Source organism: Kitasatospora sp. NPDC058190, from assembly GCF_042883685.1.
In the GTDB taxonomy this organism is placed as follows: Bacteria; Actinomycetota; Actinomycetes; order Streptomycetales; family Streptomycetaceae; genus Kitasatospora.
In genome coordinates this window covers 1-18,202 of record NZ_JBHVVI010000020.1, presented here as the reverse complement: position 1 = coordinate 18,202, position 18,202 = coordinate 1, and the positions used below count along the sequence as shown (strand labels likewise).

Annotated in this window: 18 protein-coding genes; 9 read left to right on the top strand and 9 right to left on the bottom strand. The window is 73.2% G+C overall.

Translation table 11 applies throughout. The features are described 5' to 3' along the window. Positions 1 to 191: 191 nt before the first annotated feature. The gene (locus tag ACFVWU_RS12320; protein ID WP_387618680.1) at positions 192 to 1,058 is read right to left on the bottom strand and encodes a diacylglycerol kinase family protein; all 867 of its coding nucleotides are present in this window, start codon (positions 1,056 to 1,058) and stop codon (positions 192 to 194) included. A gap of 126 nt (positions 1,059 to 1,184) precedes the next feature. Here ACFVWU_RS12320 and ACFVWU_RS12315 point away from each other — a divergent pair, with 126 nt between their 5' ends. Then, positions 1,185 to 2,468 (top strand): adenylosuccinate synthase, encoded by a 1,284-nt coding sequence (locus ACFVWU_RS12315; protein WP_387618678.1) that lies wholly within the window; start codon positions 1,185 to 1,187, stop codon positions 2,466 to 2,468. A gap of 129 nt (positions 2,469 to 2,597) precedes the next feature. Continuing rightward, positions 2,598 to 3,200 carry a GNAT family N-acetyltransferase gene (locus tag ACFVWU_RS12310; RefSeq protein WP_387618675.1) on the top strand — a complete coding sequence of 201 codons (603 nt, stop codon included), beginning with the start codon at positions 2,598 to 2,600 and terminating at the stop codon, positions 3,198 to 3,200. A 7-nt stretch (positions 3,201 to 3,207) separates the two neighbouring features. On the opposite strand, the gene ACFVWU_RS12305 is transcribed toward ACFVWU_RS12310, so the two are convergent. Both ACFVWU_RS12305 and ACFVWU_RS12300 read right to left on the bottom strand, forming a co-directional pair. After that, positions 3,208 to 5,424: a protein kinase gene (locus tag ACFVWU_RS12305; RefSeq protein WP_387618673.1), complete on the bottom strand. Its 2,217-nt coding sequence runs from the start codon at positions 5,422 to 5,424 to the stop codon at positions 3,208 to 3,210. Between the two features lie 107 nt (positions 5,425 to 5,531). After that, entirely contained in the window at positions 5,532 to 5,687 is a 156-nt protein-coding gene (locus tag ACFVWU_RS12300; RefSeq protein ID WP_387618671.1) for a hypothetical protein, read from the bottom strand. Positions 5,688 to 6,027: 340 nt separating this feature from the next. Between ACFVWU_RS12300 and ACFVWU_RS12295 the strand changes: the two genes are divergently transcribed. The 3 genes from ACFVWU_RS12295 (at position 6,028) to metG (ending at position 8,990) form a co-directional block, all read left to right on the top strand. Further along, positions 6,028 to 6,876, top strand: a complete 849-nt coding sequence (locus ACFVWU_RS12295; RefSeq protein WP_387618668.1) for a helix-turn-helix domain-containing protein — start codon at positions 6,028 to 6,030, stop codon at positions 6,874 to 6,876. Then, on the top strand, positions 6,873 to 7,085 hold the full coding sequence (locus ACFVWU_RS12290; protein ID WP_387618665.1) for a DUF397 domain-containing protein: 213 nt from the start codon (positions 6,873 to 6,875) through the stop codon (positions 7,083 to 7,085). Before ACFVWU_RS12295 ends, ACFVWU_RS12290 begins: the two co-directional genes overlap by 4 nt. Positions 7,086 to 7,259: 174 nt before the next feature. Beyond that, a complete protein-coding gene (metG, locus tag ACFVWU_RS12285) occupies positions 7,260 to 8,990 on the top strand; it encodes a methionine--tRNA ligase (protein WP_387618662.1) in 1,731 nt (576 codons plus the stop codon). 120 nt (positions 8,991 to 9,110) lie between these two features. Here metG and cutA read toward each other — a convergent pair whose 3' ends face one another. The 4 genes from cutA to ACFVWU_RS12265 form a co-directional block, all read right to left on the bottom strand. Then, positions 9,111 to 9,440 (bottom strand): divalent-cation tolerance protein CutA, encoded by a 330-nt coding sequence (cutA, locus tag ACFVWU_RS12280; protein ID WP_387618659.1) that lies wholly within the window; start codon positions 9,438 to 9,440, stop codon positions 9,111 to 9,113. A 137-nt stretch (positions 9,441 to 9,577) separates the two neighbouring features. Next, positions 9,578 to 10,462, bottom strand: coding sequence for a class I SAM-dependent methyltransferase (locus tag ACFVWU_RS12275; RefSeq protein ID WP_387618656.1), 885 nt, complete (start codon positions 10,460 to 10,462; stop codon positions 9,578 to 9,580). Positions 10,463 to 10,523: 61 nt separating this feature from the next. Further along, the gene (locus tag ACFVWU_RS12270) at positions 10,524 to 11,483 is read right to left on the bottom strand and encodes an NAD(P)/FAD-dependent oxidoreductase (protein WP_387618653.1); all 960 of its coding nucleotides are present in this window, start codon (positions 11,481 to 11,483) and stop codon (positions 10,524 to 10,526) included. 93 nt (positions 11,484 to 11,576) lie between these two features. After that, positions 11,577 to 12,527, bottom strand: a complete 951-nt coding sequence (locus ACFVWU_RS12265; RefSeq protein ID WP_387618650.1) for a hypothetical protein — start codon at positions 12,525 to 12,527, stop codon at positions 11,577 to 11,579. 165 nt (positions 12,528 to 12,692) lie between these two features. Here ACFVWU_RS12265 and ACFVWU_RS12260 point away from each other — a divergent pair, with 165 nt between their 5' ends. Then, a complete protein-coding gene (locus tag ACFVWU_RS12260; protein WP_387618647.1) occupies positions 12,693 to 13,748 on the top strand; it encodes an aldo/keto reductase in 1,056 nt (351 codons plus the stop codon). A gap of 44 nt (positions 13,749 to 13,792) precedes the next feature. Here ACFVWU_RS12260 and ACFVWU_RS12255 read toward each other — a convergent pair whose 3' ends face one another. Next, the gene (locus tag ACFVWU_RS12255; RefSeq protein WP_387618644.1) at positions 13,793 to 14,362 is read right to left on the bottom strand and encodes a GNAT family N-acetyltransferase; all 570 of its coding nucleotides are present in this window, start codon (positions 14,360 to 14,362) and stop codon (positions 13,793 to 13,795) included. A 23-nt stretch (positions 14,363 to 14,385) separates the two neighbouring features. After that, positions 14,386 to 15,294 carry an NAD(P)-binding domain-containing protein gene (locus ACFVWU_RS12250; protein ID WP_387618641.1) on the bottom strand — a complete coding sequence of 303 codons (909 nt, stop codon included), beginning with the start codon at positions 15,292 to 15,294 and terminating at the stop codon, positions 14,386 to 14,388. A 97-nt stretch (positions 15,295 to 15,391) separates the two neighbouring features. On the opposite strand from ACFVWU_RS12250, the gene ACFVWU_RS12245 reads away from it, so the two are divergent. The 3 genes from ACFVWU_RS12245 to ACFVWU_RS12235 are packed head-to-tail and all read left to right on the top strand — an operon-like array spanning position 15,392 to position 18,167. Continuing rightward, entirely contained in the window at positions 15,392 to 15,739 is a 348-nt protein-coding gene (locus ACFVWU_RS12245; protein ID WP_387618639.1) for a winged helix-turn-helix transcriptional regulator, read from the top strand. Positions 15,740 to 15,783: 44 nt separating this feature from the next. After that, entirely contained in the window at positions 15,784 to 16,293 is a 510-nt protein-coding gene (locus ACFVWU_RS12240) for a GNAT family N-acetyltransferase (RefSeq protein WP_387618636.1), read from the top strand. A gap of 59 nt (positions 16,294 to 16,352) precedes the next feature. Beyond that, positions 16,353 to 18,167, top strand: coding sequence for an NHL domain-containing thioredoxin family protein (locus ACFVWU_RS12235; RefSeq protein ID WP_387618633.1), 1,815 nt, complete (start codon positions 16,353 to 16,355; stop codon positions 18,165 to 18,167). Positions 18,168 to 18,202: the final 35 nt, after the last annotated feature.

Below are 18,202 nucleotides of genomic sequence, written 5' to 3'. Positions count from 1 at the left end.
GCGCAGTTCCGTGCACGGAGCGGTGGTTGTCGGGGCGGGAGTGAACGTGAGCCTGCTCACCCGGGGTTCAGCCGGGGTTCACGCGGGGGCTCACTCGGTGGAGGCCATCGCGCGAGCCTGTGCTCGGGCCTGTGCGCGAGCCTGTGCGCGGGCCGCCACGCGCGCCTTCGCGTGAGCCGTCACGCGAGCCCTCACGCGGCCGGCAGCAGCAGCCCCCAGGAGCCCGGGTGCACCGTCCAGGTCCGGGCGCGGACCGGCCCGACCGGGTGGCCGTCCGCCTCGTAGCCGAAGCCGCGCCCGACCACCGAGACGCTCGCCGCCCGGACGCGCACGAGGGCGCCGGACGCGCGGACCACCACCTCCAGCACACCCGTGCCGCCCACCGTGCCGCCCACCACGCCGTCCCCGCCGCCCGGCAGGGACAGCTCGACCAGCCGGACCGGCCGGTGCACGTCCGCGAGCAGCCGGCCGTCCGCCTCGACCCGGACCCGGGGGCTGTGGTCGGCGGCCTCCGGGGCGAGCGCGTTCGCCTGCTCGGCCGCAGCCAATTTCGCCCATAGCGAACGCCAGCCACCCGCGCGGCCCACCAGGCGGCGGGTGGCGCCGCCCGTGATCCGCACCCCGCCAAGCGCCACCCCGCCACCGTCGTCCACCAGCAGGTCGAAGGTGCGCGGCGCGCCCGAGAGCACCGCCCGCGCGGCCCGCACCGGCTCCCCCGGAACCCCGAGCGCCCGGGCCGTCGCGAGCTCCTCCGCACGCCCAACCGGAACCATGCCCACCGGATCGGCGCCCAGCTCACGGTGGCGATGCAGGGCCTGCAGCACCCTCTGCAGGGCGAGATCGGAACCGATCACCACCGGTCGCCGCCGACCCCGGTGCGAAAGCACCCGGTCGAGTTCGGACGCGCTCTCCGGATAGACCACCTTGACGTCCGTACCCCCGCAGAGCACGTCCTTCGCGATCCGCACCGACTCGCCGTCGGTCCGCCGGGCCACCGGGTCGAGGAGCAGCAGAATCGGCTCGGGGCCGCTGGTTGCAGGCGTGGACAGGGACGACACGACCGGTCCTTCCTCAGGTAATCTCTCGGTGCAAGAGCCCCTTGCGCCATTGCGCCAGGGGCTTCGTCTATCTCGGGGCAGACAGCGGCCTACGCAGGATGCCCCAACCGGAAGGGGTGTACGCCTGTGCCGGCACTCGTGCTCGTTGGCGCTCAGTGGGGAGACGAGGGCAAGGGGAAGGCCACCGACCTCCTCGGCGGCTCCGTCGACTACGTCGTCCGCTACCAGGGCGGCAACAACGCCGGTCACACGGTGGTCATCGGCGACCAGAAGTACGCCCTGCACCTGCTCCCCTCCGGCATCCTCAGCCCGAACGTCACCCCGGTGATCGGCAACGGCGTCGTGATCGACCCGGCCGTGCTGCTCTCCGAGCTGGCCGGCCTGAACGAGCGCGGCATCGACACCTCCAAGCTGCTGGTCTCGGGCAACGCCCACCTGATCACGCCGTACCACCGCACCCTGGACAAGGTCACCGAGCGCTTCCTCGGCAAGCGCCGGATCGGCACCACCGGCCGCGGCATCGGCCCGACCTACGCGGACAAGATCAACCGCGTCGGCATCCGGGTCCAGGACCTGTTCGACGAGTCGATCCTGCGCCAGAAGATCGAGGCGGCGCTGCACGACAAGAACCAGATCCTGGTCAAGCTGTACAACCGCCGCACCATCCCGGCCGACCTGGTGGTCGAGGAGTACCTGGGCTACGCGGAGAAGATCAAGCCCTTCCTCGCCGACACCACCCTCGTCCTGGACGAGGCGCTCAAGGCGAACAAGGTCGTCCTGCTGGAGGGCGGCCAGGGCACCCTGCTCGACGTCGACCACGGCACGTACCCCTTCGTGACCTCGTCGAACCCGACCGCGGGCGGCGCCTGCACCGGCGCCGGCATCGGCCCCACCAAGATCGACCGGGTCATCGGCATCCTCAAGGCCTACACCACCCGCGTCGGCTCCGGCCCGTTCCCGACCGAGCTGTTCGACGAGGACGGCGAGGCGCTGCGCCGCATCGGCGGCGAGCGCGGTGTCACCACCGGCCGTGACCGCCGCTGCGGCTGGTTCGACGCCGTCATCGCGCGCTACGCGACCCGGGTCAACGGCCTCACCGACTTCTTCCTCACCAAGCTCGACGTGCTGACCGGCTGGGAGCAGATCCCGGTCTGCGTCGCGTACGAGATCGACGGCCGACGGGTCGAGGAACTCCCCTACAACCAGTCGGACTTCCACCACGCCAAGCCGATCTACGAGACGCTGCCGGGCTGGAACGAGGACATCAGCAAGGCGAAGACCTTCGCCGAGCTGCCGAAGAACGCCCAGGCGTACGTGAAGGCGCTGGAGGAGATGTCCGGCGCGCCGATCTCCGCCATCGGCGTCGGCCCGGGCCGGGACGAGACGATCGAGATCAACTCGTTCATCTGAGCCTGAGCGCTTCGAGGGCCCCGCGGGACGCACCGTCCTGCGGGGCCCTTCGCTTTGCCCAGCAAGTCCCATTTTGCACTAGTACATAACAACATTGCCTCTAGTGCAGAGTCGCGCTACGTTCTGATCATGACCGCGAAGCTGCCCACGCCCGTCACCCTCACCGGCCGCCACATCCGCCTGGAGCCGCTGGAGCGCCGCCACCTCGCCGACCTCTGGGCCACCGTCGGCTCCGAGCCCGAGGTCTGGCGCTGGACCATGAACCTCCCGCCCGCCACGGAGGAGGAGCTCGGCAGGATCCTCGACGCCCGCATCGCGGAGGCCGCCGCCGGGGAGTCGGTGCACTTCGCCGCCGTCGACCTCGCGAGCGGCACCGCCGTCGGCATCACCGGCTACCACGACTTCAGCGCCAAGGACGAGTTCGTGGAGATCGGCGGCACCCTCTACGCCCGCTCGGTCTGGCGCACGGCGGTCAACACCGAGGCCAAACTGCTGCTGCTCACCCACGCCTTCGAGGACCTGGGCATGGGCCGCGTCTTCTGGAAGACCGACGCCCTCAACGAACGCTCCCGCAACGCGATCCAGCGCCTCGGCGCCCAGTTCGAGGGCGTCTTCCGCCGCCACCGCCTCCGCCCCACCGGCACCTGGCGCGACAGCGCCTACTTCTCGATGCTCGTCGACGAGTGGCCGGCGGCCAAGTCCCGCCTGACGGAGCGCCTTTCGCGGGGGTGAGGGAAGGTCAGGCCACCGGGAGGGCGGTCAGGGTCTTCTTGAGCCAGACGAAGAGGAACGTGCCGTTGGCGGCCAGTTGGCAGCTCTCCAGGATCCGTTCGTCCGCCGTGCCCGGCTGGTAGGTCGGGTCGGTGAAGATCCACCGGAGGCGGCCGGTCGAGATGTCGATGGCGTAGACGCACGGTTTGCCCGCCTGCCCGGTGGCGGTCGACCCGGCGGCGTAGAGGGTGCTCTTGACCAGGACCATGTCGGCGTTCCAGTCGGGGTACCCGGGGGTCGCGCAGGTCCAACGGGGCTTTCCGGTGGCCGCGTCACAGGCGGTGATGCTCTGGGAGCCGTCGTTCAGGTACACCGTGCCGCCGGCCACCAGGAGCTTGCCGATCCGCCCGTGCTCGCTGTCGAGGCGCCACACCTGCTTGCCATCGGCCAGGTTGACCGCCTGGAGGTGGTAGCCGTCCACGGCGCAGTAGGCGCGCTGGTCGTCGGACCACATCGGCCACGAGGCCTTGCTCCCGGTCTCCACCCGCCACAGGCGCTTGCCGTCGACGGTGCTGCGGGCGACCACCGCGAACTTGTTGTCCAGGTGCAGCAGGGTGGTGCCGCTGACCAAGCCGAGGTGGTCCTGGAGCGCGGCATACGGGTCGCCCCCGACTTCCCGGTCCTCCTGGTACCAGAGCCGACTGGAGAGATCGTGTTTGAAGGCCACCAGTCCCGGGGTGTCGGTGGCGGCTCCCCCGCTGCCGGTCCTCACCATGGCGAAGACCGCCTGATCGGTCGCGGCGAGGAGGGTGTTGATCTCGACCGTCCTGCCCCCGCCGAGGTCGGTGGACGCGGCATAGGTCGCCGAACCGTCCTCCGGCGCGATCCGCTCAAGCTTGGCACTCGCCTCGTACAGGTCGCCCCCGCCCACCAGGTAACAGGCGCTCGAAGTGTGCTGCCAGGCCGTGACACCAAGGTTGGCGTCCACGCCGAAGGTGTCGTCGGCCCGGAGAACGACCCGGTCGTCCACTACCAGCGGCGGACGCAGTCCCGAGTACTTGCCCTCGGTGGCCAGGGTCCAGGCCGGCTTCGGCGCCGCCGGGAGGCTCGGGCCGACCGAGGAACTCCCGCCCGGGGAGCTGCCGCCCGGGGTGCCGCCGCCCGGCTTGTCCGGGCGGGTGAGGGCCCACGTCGTGCCGCCGACGGCGGCGGTGGCGGCGAGGGCACCGCCGGCCAGGAAGAAGCGGCGGCGGGACAAGGCGGCCGGGCGCGGGGTCGGGGTGGTCAGCTGGGTGGGGACGTACGTGGGCGGCTGGCCGTAGGGGACGTGCGGGACGGGCTGGGGCACCGGGGTGCGGAGCGGGGCCTCCAGATTCATCACGGCGGCCGCGTGGCGGGCCAGGGCGGCGGCGACCGGGGTGGGGAGCCACTCGGTGGCGGCGGCGCCGGTGGCGAGCCAGGCGCGCAGGTGGGCCGGGGGCGGGCGCAGGGCCGGGTCCTTGCGGAGGCAGTGCTCCAGGATGGCGCGCAGGGCGGGTGGGACGTCGGTGAGGTCGGGCTCCTCGTGCACCACCTTGTAGAGCTGGGCGGCGACGCCGGAGGCGCTGTCGAAGGGGCCGTGGCCGGTCGAGGCGAAGACCAGGACGGAGGCGAGCGAGAAGACGTCGCCGGGGGCGTCGGTGGGGCGGCCGGAGGCCTGTTCGGGGGACATGAAGCCGGGTGAGCCGACGACGGTGCCGGTCTGGGTCATGCTGTCGCCGTCCATCGCGCGGGCGATGCCGAAGTCGATCACCCGGGGGCCGTCGGCGGCGAGCAGCACGTTGGAGGGCTTGAGGTCGCGGTGGACCAGCCCGGCGCCGTGGATCGCCTCCAGGGCCTCGGCCAGCCGGGCGCCGAGCGCCCGGACCGAGGGTTCCGGCAGCGGCCCGTGCTCGTGGACGGCGTCGGTCAGCGAGGGGCCGAGTACGTAGGCGGTGGCGAGCCAGGGGGTGGGCCCGTCCGGGTCGGCGTCGGTGACGGGTGCGGTGTAGGCGCCGTCGACGGCCCGGGCGGCGGCCACCTCGCGACGGAAGCGGACCCGGAACTCGCGGTCCTGGGCCAGTTCGGGCCGGACCACCTTGACCGCCACGGTGCGTCCGCCGGCCGACCGGGCGAGGTAGACCTGCCCCATGCCGCCGGCCCCGAGCCGGGCGATCAACCGGTACGGGCCGATCGCCTCCGGGTCAGTGCTGTGCAGCGGCTCCATCTGATCCCCCGGCTACCCCGACGAACGCCCCTGTCGGCATCGTCGGTGATCGTATGACAGCGGAGGGCCCGCGGGAGCGGGGCGGGTCCCCGGGCCAGGGCCGGGAGCTATTTCCGCTCGCCGCGGGCGGAATGGCGGGGGGCGAACTCGCGTTTCGCGGCGCGGGGTAGCCGGGGTTGCATGTTGACCAGCCAGACCAGCCAGCCGACGAAAAGGACGGCGAGGAGGAGGGCGGACAATCCGGCGACCAGGAGGGCGTTCATCGGGTTGCGGAAATGCGGTGGGGAAGGGGGTGTGGAAGGCGGAGAGGCGAGGGAAGGGGCACGGCTGTCTCCGGTCGGTGATGCCGAACGCCCTTACCATGCATCTGGTGTGCAATGACGGCTGACTGGCAGGGCTGATAGGCGACTTGGCGACTGTTTAGGCGACAACAAGTCAGCGAGTGACACGGACGACCATAGAGTCAAGGTGCCAGAGTTGCTACCGAGGGGGTGGACGTTCACTCCATCGTGGGGTATCCCCCATTTCGCTAGCTAGGGCCGGGTCGCCACGGCACACTTCACCGGAAGCATCGACCGAAGCCGCGATCCGGAGAAGAGAGTCATGCCACCCCGCTTGTCGCCGACCGTGCGCCAGCAGCGCCTTGGGATCGAGCTGCGCAAGATGCGCGAACGCGTGGGCGTGACGCCCAAAAGCCTGGCCGCCACAATCGGCACCGACCTGCCCAAGATCTCCCAGATGGAGAACGGGAAGTCGGGCATCAGCGCCGAACGGCTGCGGATCTGGGCGCGCGCCTGCGGCTGCGCCGAAGGCGCGTACCTGGACGCCCTGCTCGCGATGACGCAGGACCGGCGGAAGTACTGGTGGGACGGCTTTCGGGGCCGGATGCCGAGCGGGATCGTCGACATCGCGGAGATGGAGCACCACGCGGCCTCGCTGTCCATCCTCAACAGCACCTTCGTTCCCGGTCTGCTGCAGACCCCGGCGTACGCGGCCGCCGTGTTCGAGCGGCTCCCCGCGCACGTCCGGCAGGAGGCCGAGGCCCGGATGGCATTCCGGATTCGGCGCCAGCGGATCTTCGTCGACCATCCGAAGCCGTACAGCGCGATCCTGCACGAGTCCGCGCTGCGGATGCAGTTCGGCGGTCCGGAAGTGCTGCGCGACCAGTTGCGGAGCCTGCTGGAGAATTCCGAACGGCCCGGGCTGGAAATCCGGGTGATCCCGTTCAGCGTCCCCACCTACACCGGGTGCGGGGAAAGCCTGTATCTCGCCCGCGGGCCGGTCCCGGAGCTGGACACCGTCCAGATCGACCTCTCCCACGGGCCGAAGTTCGTGCACACCGAAGCCGAATTGGCCTCCTACCGCCGGATCAAGGAGAAGACCGCGGCCATCGCGCTCGGGACGGCCGAGTCCCGGGACTTCATCCGGGCCTTACTGAAAGACTTCTCATGAACGTGTGGCTGAGCGTGTGGCGCAAGTCGTCGGCCAGCGGTGAGAGCACCGACTGCGTCGAGGTCAGAGCCACCGGCGGGCTGGTGGAGATCCGCGAGTCGGACTGGCCCGAGGCGGTCGTGCGGACGACACCGCGCAAGTGGGCGGCGTTCGTCCGCGGGGTGAAGGCCGGGGAGTTCGACCGGTACGCCGACTTCACCCGGCCGTGAGGCCGACGCCCGTACGCCGACGCCCGTACGCCGACGCCCGTACGCCGACGCCCGTACGCCGCGGCCCGTGCGCGGGGCCCGGCGGCGGTAGGCTTGGCAGCCCACAGTGGACCCTGCGCCTGGCACAGCACTCCGGGTGGGGTGCGCGTGCGGGAGAAATCGGAGCATCCGAGGATGGCTCGGCACCTGATCACCAGCGCCCTTCCGTACATCAACGGGATCAAGCACCTGGGCAACATGGTCGGGTCCATGCTCCCGGCGGACGTCTACTCCCGCTACCTGCGCCAGCGCGGCCACGAGGTGCTCTACATCTGCGCCACCGACGAGCACGGCACACCCGCCGAGCTGGCCGCCCAGGAGGCCGGGCTGCCGGTCGCCGAGTTCTGCGCCCGGGCGCACGACGCCCAGAAGGCCGTGTACGACGGCTTCGGGCTCTCCTTCGACCACTTCGGCCGCAGCTCCTCGCCGCAGAACCGGGAGATCACCCAGGAGATCGCCCGCGAGCTGCAGCGCAACGGCTTCATCGAGGAGCGCTCGATCCGCCAGGTGTACTCCAACGCAGACGGGCGCTTCCTGCCGGACCGCTACATCGTCGGCACCTGCCCGCACTGCGGCTACGACAAGGCGCGCGGCGACCAGTGCGAGAACTGCACCCGGGTGCTGGACCCGACCGACCTGCTGGAGCCGCGCTCGGCGATCAGCGGCAGCTCCGACCTGGAGGTCCGGGAGACCCGGCACCTGTTCCTGCTCCAGTCGAAGCTGACCGAGGAGGTCGAGCAGTGGATCGCCGCCAACGGCGACGACTGGCCGGTGCTGGCCTCCTCGATCGCCCGCAAGTGGCTGACCGAGGGCCTGCAGGACCGCTCGATCACCCGTGACCTGGAGTGGGGAGTCCCGGTGCCGGCCGACGTGTGGCCCGAACTGGCAGCCGAGGGCAAGGTGTTCTACGTCTGGTTCGACGCCCCGATCGAGTACATCGGCGCCACCAAGGAGTGGGCGGACGCGGCCCCGGCCGGACAGCTGCGGGACTGGAAGTCCTGGTGGTACGAGGCCGACGAGACCGTCCGCTACACCGAGTTCATGGCCAAGGACAACGTCCCGTTCCACACCGTGATGTTCCCTGCGACGATCCTCGGCTCGCGCCGCCCGTGGAAGAAGGTCGACTACGTCAAGGCCTTCAACTGGCTGACGTACTACGGCGGGAAGTTCTCCACCAGCCAGAAGCGCGGCATCTTCACCGACGTCGCGCTGGAACTGCTGCCGGCCGACTACTGGCGCTACTTCCTGATGGCGCACGCGCCCGAGTCGGACGACTCCAGCTTCACCTGGGACCTCTTCGCCTCGGTGGTCAACAAGGACCTCGCCGACACCCTCGGCAACTTCGTCAACCGGGTGCTCTCCTTCAGCCGCAAGCGCTTCGGCGACGACGTCCCCGGCGGGCACGCCCCGGGCGAGGCCGAGCAGCGCCTCGGCGAGCAGATCGCCGCCCTGCTGGCCGAGTACGAGGCCCAGCTGGACGCGCTCAACTTCCGCAAGGCGGCGCAGGGTCTGCGCGCGCTGTGGAGCGCGGGCAACGCCTACCTGGACGAGAAGGCGCCCTGGCTGCAGGTGAAGACCGACCCGCAGGCGGCGGCGCTGACCCTGCGGACGGCGATGAACCTGATCCACCTGTACGCGGTGGTCTCCGAGCCGTTCATCCCGACCGCGGCGGCGGCGATGCGCGGCGCCTTCGCCCTGCCCGAGGACTCGCCGGCCACCCGCAGCTGGGTCGACGCCCGGGAGGCGCAGGCGCTGGACCTGATCCCGGCGGGGACGGCGTTCACGGTGCCGCCGGTGCTGTTCGCCAAGATCACGGACGAGGACCTGGAGGCCTGGACGGCGCGCTTCGGCGGCGCCGAGGGCTAGTCGGGAGCCGGTCCGGCGCTGGTCCGGAGCCGGTCGAGGGTCGGTGCGACACGAAGGCAGGGACCCGGGGGCTTCCCCGGGCCCTGCGGTGCCGGTCCTCCCGGTGGGGCGCTTCCTGAGCTACCCGGCCGTCTCCTCCGCGACCCAGGCCAGGTAGCCGGGGCTGCCGGAGACCACCGGCACGGCGATCACCTCGGGCGTCCGGTACGAGTGCCGCCCGACGACGAACCCGGCCAGCCGGTCGGCGAGTTCGGCCCGGGTCTTGAGGTCGATCCGCCACTCCTCGGCGTCCTGCACCTCGCCCTCCCACCAGTACACCGACCGGACGGGGTACACCTGCGCGCAGGCCGCCAGGCGCTCCCGCACCACGGCGGCGGCCAGGGACCGGGCCTGCTCCTCGCTCTCGTGGGTGGTGGTCACCACGACGAAGCCCTGCTGGTTCGCTGTCATGCGCCGACGGTATCCGTCGCACCGGCGGCATCCGTCGCACCGGCGGTGCCCGGAGCCCCCGGCGGTGAGCCCGGAGCCCCGCCGCCGCGGCCTCGGAAGCGCGGCGACGGGGCGGCCCGGTGCCCGCGGGCCCGGCCTCAGGGCCGGCGCGCGGTGTGGACGGTCATGGCGGAGAGGTAGAAGGCGTCCGGGCGGTTGAGGATGCCGGTGGGCGCGTCCTCGGCGAGGAGGGCCTCCAGGGTGGCGCGGTCCTCCGGGGCGAGCGCCTCGGCGAGCTGGTCGTGGCGGCGGCCGAGCTGGGCGTACAGGTACTCGCGGACGGGCCGGGCGAGCGGCGCCGGGTGGTCGACCAGGAAGGTGCGGGTGCCGTTGGGGACGAGTCCGGCCCGCCGCAGCATGGCCGGCCAGTCCTCGATCTCCTCGGCGGCGTCGGGCAGTTCGGCGCGCATGGCGCTGAAGCCGTCCTCGTGGGCCGCGTCCAGCCGGGCCTGGAAGCCGGGCCGGCCGAGGCCGAAGTCCCGGGGCAGGAACCGCGGCGGCAGGCCGCTCTCGGCGACGGCGAGCAGCCCGCCCGGGCGCAGCCGCGCGCCCAGGGCGGCGAGCGCGGCCTGCTGGTCGCCCAGGTGGTGGATCGCGTTGCCGGACCAGATCAGGTCGGCCTCGCCGAGCTTGTCGAACTCGGCGGGCAGGTCGGCCTGTTGGGTGCCCAGTCGGCCGCCGGAGCGGGCCCGGGCGCGCTCCAGCAGGGCGGCCGACTGGTCGACGGCGACCACCTCGGCCGCCGGGAAGACCTCGGCGAGCAGCCCGGCGATCACCCCGGGACCGCTGCCGACGTCCAGAACCCTCCGTACCCCGCCCTCCCCGGACAGGCCGGACAGCCAGCGCGCGGCCTCGGTGACGGCCGCGGCGCGCAGGTCGGCCTCCTGCTCCAGGTGGGCCGCGAGGGCGTCCCAATCGAGGTCGGCGGCGGGAACGTGGCCGTGCTGGTGGCCGTGCTGGTGCTGGTGCTGGTGCGAGGACATGGCCTCTCCTCCCGGGTCGTGAGGTCGTGGGGTTGTCAGCGGGTCGACGAAAGCTTCCCGCTCAGGCGGGCACGGCGGCGCCGGACGCGCGGTAGCGGTCGACCGCCTGCCCGACCTCCTCCGCCGTGAGGTCGTGGTCCAGCGCGAAGGAGGCCGCCGCACCCGCCCCGGCGGCGGTGACCACCTGGGCGCGCGGGTCGGCGACGTTGCCGACCGCCCAGACGCCGGGCAGGCTGGTGCGCCCGGTCCGGTCGGTGGTGACCCAGCCGTTGTCGTCCCGTTCGCAGTCGAGACCGAAGAGCAGGGCGTCCCGGGGCACCGGCTGCGGAAAGACGAACACCGCCTCGCGCGGCACCACCCGTCCGTCGGCGAGTTCCACGCCGCGCAGCCGCCCGTCGTCGGCGACCAGCCGGACGATCCTGCCCTCGACCACCCGGACGCCCCGGGCGGCGAGCCGCTCGCGGTCGGCGTCGGTCAGTTCGAGGGTGTGCGCGAGCAGCACCACATCGGCTGACCACTGCCGCAGGACCAACGCCTGGTTGACCGCCCCCGGACCGGTGCCGAGCACGCCGAGCGGGCGGTCGCGGACCTCCCAGCCGTGGCAGTACGGGCAGTGCAGCACGTCGAGGCCCCAGCGCTCGGTCAGGCCCGGCAGCTCCGGCAGCCCGTCGCGCAGGCCGGTGGCGACGACCACCCGGCGCGCGTGCAGCACCGGCCCGCCCGCGAGGTGCACCACGAACCCGGCTTCTTCGGCCTCGATGTGCTCGACCCGTGCGTCGATCAGCTCCACCCCGTACCGGGCGACCTCCTCCCGCCCGACCGCCAGCAGTGCCGCCGGGGACATGCCGTCCCGGCTCAGGTAGCCGTGCATGTGGGCGGCGGGGGCGTTGCGCGGCTCGCCCGCGTCCACCACCACGACCCGCCGTCGGGCCCGGCCCAGCACCAGGGCGGCGTTCAGTCCCGCCGCTCCGGCGCCGACCACCACCACGTCGTGGCGCTCCGTCGTCCTCGTCTCGCTCATGGCGCTCACCTCCGTCGCCAGGCTGCGACCGACCATCCCGTGTCGGCAAGCATTGTTGCCACCTCAGCAAACACCTCCCTCGCTCTCCGCCGCTCACGCCCCGGTCCGCCGCCAGTACGAGCGGGTGGCCACCGCCAGCGCCACCCCGTACCCGGCGAACGCGCACATCCCGACCCAGCCGATCTGCAACGCCTGCCCGGCCGTGGCGAACTCGCCCAGCCGGATCTCGGTCACCCCGGTCTCGCACAGCGCCAGGTAGCCGATCCCGGCCAGCCCGTACGGCACCAGCGTGGCCGCGCCGATCAGCGCCGGAGTGAGCGGCAGCCAGCGCGGGACGCGACGGCCGCGCAGCGGCAGGGTCCAACGCGGGAACACCTGCCCCCACGGCCGCACCAGCCCCCAGAGCAGGAACACCCCGATCGCCGCCAGCAGCACCGTGCCGTCCAGCCCCCGACGTTCCAGGGCGAGCCAGATCCCGGACGCGCCGTTGTGTACGGAGCTCGCGTACACCTCGTCGCCGCTGATCCCCGCGAAACTGCCGCCGAGTGCCCAGATCAGCTTCATCACGACGTACGGAACGAAGGCCAACGTCCCTGCCCAGGCAGCGAGTTGGACGACGGCCGGGGCCGAAGACGGGGCCGCGGGGGGAGCGGTCGCCCGGGCGACCGGCCGCCGGGCCCGGGCGGCCCCGGCCAGCAGCAGCGCCCCGGCCGCCGCCAGTGCCTTGTGCACCGCGGCCGGGACGCTGTCCACGGCCTGCCCGAACAGCAGCGTCACCACGTCCATCAGCAGGCTCCAGGCCGCCACCACGGCCAGCCCGCACAGCACCCACAACACCCCGGTCAGCCATCGCGCCGACCGCAGCCGTACCGCCGCGCACCCGGCCGCGACCGCCGCCAGGCCCACCCCGGCGACCACCCACCCCGGCCAGGCGCCGCCGAGCAGCGCGGTCCCGCTCAGCGCACAGCCCAACCCGAACCCGCCGTAGCCGGCTCCCCAACCGGCCACCGCCCAACCGCTCCTGACCCACCCGCGCTTCACCATGGCCCCAGGGTCACCCGCGCCGCCGCACCCCGGCCTCCGCCGGGACGACGATCCGGCTCCCCCGCCGGAGGGATCCCCGGACACCCCTTGCCTTGGAGCGCACTCCAACTCCTAGCCTCTGAGCCACCACCGCATCACCGACCCACCATCAGGGGGAGCACGACCATGCGCTACCGCGTTCTCGGCGGCACCGGCATCGAGGTGAGCGCCTACTGCCTCGGCACGATGATGTTCGGCGCGATCGGCAACCCGGACCACGACGACTGCGCCCGGATCATCAACGCCGCGCTCGACCGGGGCATCAACTTCGTCGACACCGCCGACATCTACTCGGCCGGCGAGTCCGAGGAGATCGTCGGCCGGACACTGGCCGCCCGCGGCGACCGCGACGACATCGTGCTCGCCACCAAGGCGCACTTCCCGATGGGCGAGGGCCGCAACCGGGGCGGCAACTCGCGGCGCTGGATCGTCCGCGAGGTCGAGGAGAGCCTGCGCCGGCTGCGCACCGACTGGATCGACCTATACCAGATCCACCGGCCGGACCACACCACGGACATCGAGGAGACCCTCTCCGTCCTCGGCGACCTGGTCCGGGCCGGCAAGATCCGCGCCTTCGGCTGCTCGACCTTCCCCGCCGAGCAGATCGTGGACGCCCACCACGTGGCCGAGCGCCGCGCCCTGCCGCGCTTCCGCACCGAGCAGCCGCCGTACTCACTGCTCGCCCGCGGGGTGGAGCGGGACGTGCTGCCGGTGGTGCAGCAGCTCGGGATGGGCGCCCTGACCTGGGGCCCGCTGGCCGGCGGCTTCCTCACCGGCCGCTACCGCAAGGGGCAGGAGATCGACCTCACCCGTGGCCGCGCCGCGATCAACCCGGGCCGCTTCGACCCGGCGCTGCCCGCCACCGCCGCCAAGCTGGACGCGGTGGAGGCCTTCACCGAGCTCGCCGGGGAGCTCGGCCGCACCCTGCCCGAGCTGGCCGTGGCCTTCCCGCTGGCGCACCCCGCGGTCACCTCGGTGATCCTCGGCCCGCGCACCATGGAGCAGCTCGACTCCGCCCTCAAGGGCGCCGACCTGGTCCTGGACGACGCCGTCCTGGACCGGATCGACACCATCGTCCCGCCCGGCACGGACCTCTACCAGGCCGACGGCGCCTGGCAGCCGCCGGCCCTCACCACCCCGGGCCTGCGCCGCCGCCCGGCCGCCGAGCGCTCGGCCGGCTAGCCCCGCGGCGGGCTCGACGGGACTTGAAACGGCTCGACGGGGGATCACCCCCTCGGCGCGGCGAAGCAGTGGACGAGGACCGTACGGCCGGAGGCCCACCGCTGCTCCCCGCTGCCGAGCAGGGTCCAGCCGAGGCGGCGGTAGAGGGCCACGGCGGCGGTGTCGGTGGCGAGCACGTCGAGCACGGGGTGCAGCCCGAGCGCCCGCGCGTGCACCACGGCGCGTGCCAGCAGGTGCGCGCCGGTGCCGTGGCCGCGCGCCGTCGGGGCGACGTACAGGCGGCCGATCACGGCGGTCAGTTCCGGCCGCCCGCCGGTCCGCAGGCTCCACAGCCCGGGGGCGGCATCGCCCGGGGCGCTGCGGGAGAGTCCGACGTGCCCGGTGATCCGGCCCGCCGCCTCGGCGACCCAGGCGGCCAGCAGGCCGTCCGGGGTGAGCCAGGCGGCGGGCCGCTCGGGCCAGTCGGCGGGGTAACCGTCGACGGTGTGGACGTCGGCCAGCACCCGGACGCAGTCGGCGAGGTCGGCGGCGCGGCGCCGTCGGACGCCCGCCCCCGGACCGGTCCGCCGAGATCCGGACGCGACGACGTTGGCGCGTTCTTCAAGGTCAGCCATGCCGGTACGTTACCGGCCGCCCCTCACCGTCGCAGCAGGTCGACGACCCCGGTCAGGTCCTCCTCGCCGCCGCCGAGCTCCAACCGACGCTCCATCAGCCGGAAGTAGGGCTCCAGCAGTTCGGGACTCACCCCCTGCTCCTCGGCGGTGCGCAGCAGCGTGCCCTTGCCGGCGACCTGCATCGCCAGGCTGGACACCACGCCCTTGGTGTAGTCGCCGCTCTCCAGCTGCTCCGCGGTCGTGGCGACGGTCCGGGACATCGCGGTGAGGTAGTCGCGGAGCAGCGGCGCGAGCTCGCCCGGCGCGACGGCCTCGCCGCGGATCAGCGCGAAGGCGTGCGCGACCCCGGCGAACATCCCGTACATGGCGCTGAGCAGTGCCACGTCGTGCAGCGCCGCGTACCCGGCGTCCTCGCCCACGTACCGGGTGTCGGCCGGGGCGGCGAGGGTCGCCCGGTGCTCCTCGAACAGCCCGGCGGAGCCGCTGTAGAAGACGTACGGCCCGGTCGCCGGGACGCCGATCATCGGCGGGACGGCCATGATCCCGCCGTCCAGGTGGCGGGCGCCGCGCCGCTCGGCCCAGGCGGCGCGGGCGCGGGCCTGCTCGGGGGTGCTGGTGACCAGGTTGACCAGGTCCTTGCCGGCCAGGTCGACGCCGGCCAGCGCGTCGTCCACGGAGGCGTCGTCGAGCAGGCAGACGACGACCAGCCGGTTCGCCGCGACGGCCTCGGCGGCGCTGTCGGCGACGGCGGCGCCGCGTACGGCGAGCGCGGCGGCGCGGGCGGCGGTGCGGTTCCAGACGGTCAGCGGGTGCCCGGCGGCGAGCCAGGCCTCGGCCAGCGCGGTGCCCATCGCGCCGAGGCCGAGCAGGGAGAGCGGGGCGGGCGGGGCGGGCGGGGTCCGGCGGGATGCCTCAACTGTGTTCTGTGCCATGCCGATCAGCCTCCGCGCCGGCCCCGGAAACGATCAAGTACGCACTTCGAAGTGGGTGGTTACCCTGAGGTGAGGATCGAGGCCGGAAGGGGTGGGCATGGCGACCGTGCCGAGGCCGGGGGCGTACGTCTGCGGGATCGACGCCGCGATGGACGTGATCGGCGGCAAGTGGAAGGTGCTGATCCTGTGGGCCCTGGGCGAGCGCCCGTGCTGCCGCTTCGGCGAGCTGCGCCGCCTGGTGCCGGGGATCACCGAGAAGGTGCTGGCCGCCCACCTGCGCGAGCTGGAGGCGGACGGCATCGTGCACCGGGAGGCGTACGAGGAGGTGCCGCCCCGGGTCGAGTACGCGCTGACCGAGGCGGGGCGACACCTCAACGCGGCGCTCGCGCCGCTGGGGCACTGGGGGCGCGAGCACGTCCTGGGCGGAGCGCCGCACCCCCGGTGACTCAGCGCTCCTCCGCGACCGGGTGCCAGCGGTTCAATACCGCCATGCGACCCGACCTCAGCACCCCGCTGCGCAGCGACCGCCTCGACCTGCTGCCGCTCGTCCCCGAGCACGCCGACGAACTGGCCGCCGCCCTCGCCGACCCGGCCCTGCACACCTTCACCGGCGGCCGCCCGGCCACCCCCGAGGAGCTGCGCGCCCGCTGCGCCCGGCTCGCCGCCGGCTCCCCCGACCCGGCCGAGACCTGGGGCACCTGGGTCCTGCGACTGCGCGCCGACGACGCGCTGACCGGCTACGTCCAGGCCACCGTCCGCCCCGGGGCCACCGAACTCGCCTGGGTGGTCGGCACCCCCTGGCAACGGCGCGGTCTCGCCACCGAAGCCGCCCGCGCCCTCCTCACCCACCTCACCACCCTCGGCACCACCACGGCCGTCGCCCACATCCACCCCGACCACCACGCCTCCGCCCACGTCGCCCACACCCTGGGCCTGCGCCCCACCCCGCACACCCAGGACGGCGAAACCCGCTGGCAGGCCGACCTTTCGCAGCCGTGACCGCCGAGCCCCGGCCCCACCCGGAATGCCCACCACCATCGATGGGGTTGGATACAGCCATGGCATCTCGTGCACGCGTACGCGCCCCCGAGCTGGTCGGGGCAGGCGGTTGGCTGAACACCGGCGGCAAGGAGCTCACCCTCGCCGACTTCCGGGGCAAGATCACCGTCCTGGACTTCTGGACCTTCTGCTGCATCAACTGTCTGCACGTCCTCGACGAGCTCCGCGAGCTGGAGGAGAAGCACCGCGACACCGTGGTGATCGTCGGCGTGCACTCGCCCAAGTTCGTCCACGAGGCCGACCACCAGGCCGTCGTCGACGCCGTCGCCCGGTACGAGGTGCACCACCCGGTGCTGGACGACCCGGCGCTCGCGACCTGGAAGCAGTACGCCGTCCGCGCCTGGCCGACGCTCGTCGTGATCGACCCCGAGGGCTACGTGGTGGCCCAGCACGCCGGTGAGGGCCACGCCCACGCGATCGCCCGCCTGGTCGAGGAGCTGGAGGCCGAGCACGCCGCCAAGGGCACGCTGCGCCGGGGCGACGGCCCGTACGTGGCGCCCGAGCCCACCGCCGGGGACCTCAAGTTCCCCGGTAAGGCGGTCCGGCTGCCGAACGGCCACTTCCTGGTCGCCGACTCCGGCCACCACAGCCTGGTCGAGCTGGCCGAGGACGGCGAGACCGTGGTGCGCCGGATCGGCGACGGGCAGCGCGGCCTGGTGGACGGCGCCAGCCCCCGGTTCAGCGAGCCGCAGGGCCTCGCGCTGCTGCCGGAGGGCGCCGGCTACGACGTGGTCGTGGCCGACACCGTGAACCACGCGCTGCGCGGCGTGCGCCTCGCCGACGGCAGCGTCACCACCCTGGCCGGCACCGGCCGCCAGTGGTGGCAGGGCTCGGCGACCGAGGGCCCGGCCCGCGAGGTGGACCTCTCCTCGCCCTGGGACGTCGCCTGGTTCGACGGCAAGGTGTGGATCGCGATGGCCGGCGTGCACCAGCTGTGGGCGTACGACCCGGCGGACGGCACGGTCGGCGTCGCGGCCGGCACCACCAACGAGGGCCTGGTGGACGGCCCGACCGCCGAGGCCTGGTTCGCCCAGCCCTCCGGCCTCGCCGTCTCCGCGGACGGCGAGAAGCTCTGGGTCGCCGACTCCGAGACCTCCGCGCTGCGCTTCGTTTCACGTGGAACGATGACGGTCCACACCGCCGTCGGCACCGGCCTGTTCGACTTCGGCCACCGTGACGGCGCCGCCGACCAGGCCCTGTTCCAGCACCCGCTGGGCGTGACCGTGCTGCCGGACGGCTCGGTGGCCGTCGCCGACACCTACAACCACGCGCTGCGCCGCTTCGACCCGGCGAGCGGCGAGGTCAGCACCCTGGCCACCGATCTGCGCGAGCCCTCCGGCGCGGTGCTGGTGGACGGCGACATCGTGGTGGTCGAGTCGGCCCGGCACCGGCTGACCCGGCTGCGGCTGCCCGAGGAGGCCGTCCAGGTCGAGTCGGTGGCGCACCGCACCCAGCGCGCGGCCACCGAGGTCGCGCCCGGCGCCTTCCGACTGGACGTGGTCTTCGAGGCGCCGAGCGGCCAGAAGCTGGACGAGCGCTACGGCCCGTCCACCCGGCTGCTGGTCAGCTCGACCCCGCCCGAGCTGCTGGTCTCCGGCGTCGGCGCGGACTCCGCCCTCTCCCGCGAGCTGGTGCTCTCCGACCAGGTCACCGAGGGCGTGCTGCACGTCTCGGCGATGGCGGCCTCCTGCGACGACGACCCGGCGATCGAGTTCCCGGCCTGCCACGTGCACCAGCAGGACTGGGGTGTGCCGGTGAAGCTGGTCGCCGACGGTGCCCGCCGCCTCCCGCTGGTCCTGGCCGGGATGGAGTAAGCGGGCGGACGAAGAGGGCGGGGCCCGGCGGACGT